General features: G+C 63.4%; 4 protein-coding genes. 1 reads left to right on the forward strand and 3 read right to left on the reverse strand.

Annotated features, from left to right (window positions below):
* The 3 genes from BFP96_RS23295 to BFP96_RS23305 form a co-directional block, all read right to left on the reverse strand.
* The coding region (locus BFP96_RS23295) for an FAD-dependent oxidoreductase (protein WP_170876036.1) at positions 1 to 310 on the reverse strand (310 nt) is incomplete at its 3' end.
* A 2-nt stretch (positions 311 to 312) separates the two neighbouring features.
* Entirely contained in the window at positions 313 to 633 is a 321-nt protein-coding gene (locus BFP96_RS23300; RefSeq protein WP_057721995.1) for a MocE family 2Fe-2S type ferredoxin, read from the reverse strand.
* A gap of 32 nt (positions 634 to 665) precedes the next feature.
* Complete coding sequence (locus BFP96_RS23305) at positions 666 to 1,757, reverse strand: fatty acid desaturase family protein (protein ID WP_065937097.1); 1,092 nt, start codon at positions 1,755 to 1,757, stop codon at positions 666 to 668.
* A 162-nt stretch (positions 1,758 to 1,919) separates the two neighbouring features.
* Between BFP96_RS23305 and BFP96_RS23310 the strand changes: the two genes are divergently transcribed.
* Entirely contained in the window at positions 1,920 to 2,969 is a 1,050-nt protein-coding gene (locus BFP96_RS23310) for a LacI family DNA-binding transcriptional regulator (RefSeq protein WP_065937098.1), read from the forward strand.
* The last annotated feature ends 250 nt before the right edge of the window (positions 2,970 to 3,219 follow it).

Below are 3,219 nucleotides of genomic sequence, written 5' to 3' on the forward strand. Positions count from 1 at the left end.
ATCCGTGGTAGGGCAGCCACTGGCCATCGGCCAACTGCAGCCGATGCTGCAATGGCGCCAGCCGACTGACCGCGTTGCCCGCCAGATGCTCGATACCCAGCTCGGCCAGGCGTGTGCTGTCGCACAAGCTGCAGCCGGCCAGGTCCTGGCTGCCTTGCAACAGGCCCTTGGACAGGGGCGGTCGTTCGTAGGGCACGTGGGGTTCGTCGCCGATCAGGATCAGCCGACCGCTGTAACCCTCTTCGCGCAGGGTCAACGCCGCACGGCCACCGGCATGGCCGGCGCCGACGATAATCAGGGGCGCGTCCATCGTCACGCCGTGACGGCGAGCAGCACCCGCCCCGCTTCGACCCGTACCGGGTAGGTTTGCAGATTGACGCACACTGGCGCGCCCAGGGCCTTGCCAGAGCGGTAGTCGAAGCGCCCATTGTGCTTGGGGCACTCGATCACATGGTCCATGACCAGGCCGTCGGCCAGGTGAATTTTTTCATGGGTGCACAGGCCGGCGGTGGCGAAAAACTCATTCTCGGCCGAGCGAAATACCGCATAGGTGTGCGCCCCATGGTCGAAGCGCAGCACGTCTTCCTCGTCTATGTCGCCCACGGCGCAGACGTCGATCCATTGATCGTTCATGGTTTTTATCTCTTATTAAAAGGAAACGAACTTCAGCCGGCCGAAACTTCTGCGTGCACGGAGGCAGGGGCTGATTCAGGCTGCCGTCGGATCGGACGCTGGACGAAATAGGTCGGGTCGCTGCGCTGCTTCCAGACCGTCGGGAGGATCTCCTTGTAGGCCTCCCACAGATTGGCGTAAGGCGGCGGGCAGTCGCGACGGATCTCTTCGTGCAATTGCGCCAGTGCGTGGAACGGCACCATCGGGTACATGTGGTGCTCGAGGTGGTAGTTCATGTTCATGTAGATAAAGCGCAGCACGCGGTTCATGTAGATCGTGCGGCAGTTGCTGCGGTGGTCGAGCACGTCTTCGGCCAGGCCCACGTGCTGGGTTAGGCCGAACAGGTAGCCGAGCCAGGCGCCATAGATGCTCGGCAAGCCCACCAGTATCAGCGGCAACCAGCTGTGCAAATACAAGGCGCTGCCGATGACCAGCCCATAGAGGCCAACCCAGATGCGCGCGGCGCGAAACACTTTGGGCCATTCGGATTCGGGGATGAAATCCTGTTCCTGGGCACTCATCCGGCCGATGGCATGGCGCGCCACGCCACTGAAGGTCTTCCACGCCAGGGGCAGATTGAACAGGCTCAGGAACATCATCAAAAAGCTCGGCGGGCGCGGTTCGACGATCTCCGGGTCGCGGCCGACGACGATGGTGTCGGTGTGATGCCGGGCATGGCTCCAGCGCCACACATGGGGCTCGAAAATGCACATGAAGCATGCCACCTGGTACAGCGCGTCATTCATCCAGCGGGTCTTGAACGCCGTGCCATGGCCGGTTTCGTGCCAGCGCGGGTTGGAGGCGGTGCCATAGAGCACACCATAGGCCAGGAAGAACGGCACACAGGCCCAGGAGCCCCAGAACCAGTAGCCGCCAAAGCCGGTTGCGAACAACGCCGCGAACCAGATGGCCGTGTCGACCAGCGCCGGGCCGTCGCGGCGCTGCATCAGTTCCTTCATGCGTTTGCGCGGGACCGGCGACTGGTACCAGCGCGCCGAGACCAGGCCTTTTTCGGCGGCGCGGGCGGCCTCGGGGCCGGTCAGGCTGTAGTCGCGTCGGGCGCGGTGAGCGGTGTATTCAGGCATTGTTATTGTTCTCCGCAAGAGTAGGGTTTCAGGTGCTTTGCGAAACCAACCATAGAGCGCGGCTAAATCACCCTCAAGGCCTTGAATCCATTCCCTATCAAGCTATCATCCAGGCCCAGCGGGGCTTGATAGTTTTCTATCAAGACGCTCAAGGGGCTCGCCATGACCAACCATAAACGCCCGACCATCGCCACGGTTGCCGCCCATGCCGGCCTCAGTGTGGCCACCGTCGACCGCGTGTTGAACGCCCGCGCACCGGTCAATCCACAAACCGCCGAACAGGTGTTCCAGGCTGCCGAAGCCGTCGGTTATTTTGCCGCGCGGCTGATCGGCCAGCGCATTCGCGAACGGCGCCCGACCTACCGCTTCGGCATTCTCCTGCTGGGCACCGCCCAGGCGTTCTATGCCAACCTGGCCCAGTCCATCGGCGACGCGGCGCAGCATCACGCCACGGCCAACCTGACCTGCCAGTTCGACTACATCAATGACCGCACGCCCAGCGCCATCGTCGCGCAGATCGAGCAACTGGCCGTGCAGTGCGATGCCCTGGCGGTGGTCAGCTTCGCCCATCCGCTGATCAATGCCTGCCTTGCGCAAATCCGCGAAGCCGGCGTGCCGGTAGTGGCATTGCTTTCGGATATTCATGAGCAAGCCCGGGAACCGTATGTGGGCCAGGACAATCACGTCGTCGGACGCACCATGGGCTGGCTGCTGGCGCGCACGTGCGGTGCGCGCAAGGGCAGCGTGGGCATTCTGCTGGGTGGCCATCGCTTTCTCGGCCACCAGGCGCGGGTCGAAGGCTTGCACAGCTACCTGGCCGAACACGCGCCGGGGCTCAAGCCGCTGGAACCGCTGATCAATCTGGACAACTGCGACATCACCGAAGAAGCCACCCTCGACCTGCTCAGCCGCCACACCGACCTGCGCGGGTTGTGCGTGGTGGGCGGTGGCGGTGACGGCGTGATCAACGCCCTGGGGCAACTGCCCAAGCGCCCGGCGTTGTGCTGCATCCTGCAGGAGTCCACCGAGTTGTCGCGCCAGGCGCTGAGCCGCGGGTTGATCGATGTGGTGATGGATTCGCAGCCGCGCCAGACGGCGGTGGCCCTGGTGGAGTTGCTGGTGCAATTGCAGAGCGCCGAGGGGTTCGATGCAATGCGGCATCGGGTGCATATTGCGCCGCACATTGTTACCTCGGAAAATATGGGCGCCTGAGGCATGGACGGCGAATGTGGCGCTTGCTCCCGATGGCGGCCTTGGAGCCGACCGGTATCTTGTGACGGCCCCGGTCCAAATGTGGGAGGGGCGGTGCGACGATTCGACTTGCCCCCGATGGCGGCCTCAGGGCCGACCAGGATGGTGGATTGGGTTGAGTACATATCCGTTTCTGCGGTAACGGCTGCTTAGGGTTCCGCCCTGACGGCGGGTCACTTTGGAAAAGCCCCAAAGTAACCAAAGGGCTCTT

Origin of the sequence: Pseudomonas sp. 34 E 7, from assembly GCF_900005715.1 — a bacterium.
Classification (GTDB): Bacteria; Pseudomonadota; Gammaproteobacteria; order Pseudomonadales; family Pseudomonadaceae; genus Aquipseudomonas; species Aquipseudomonas orientalis_A.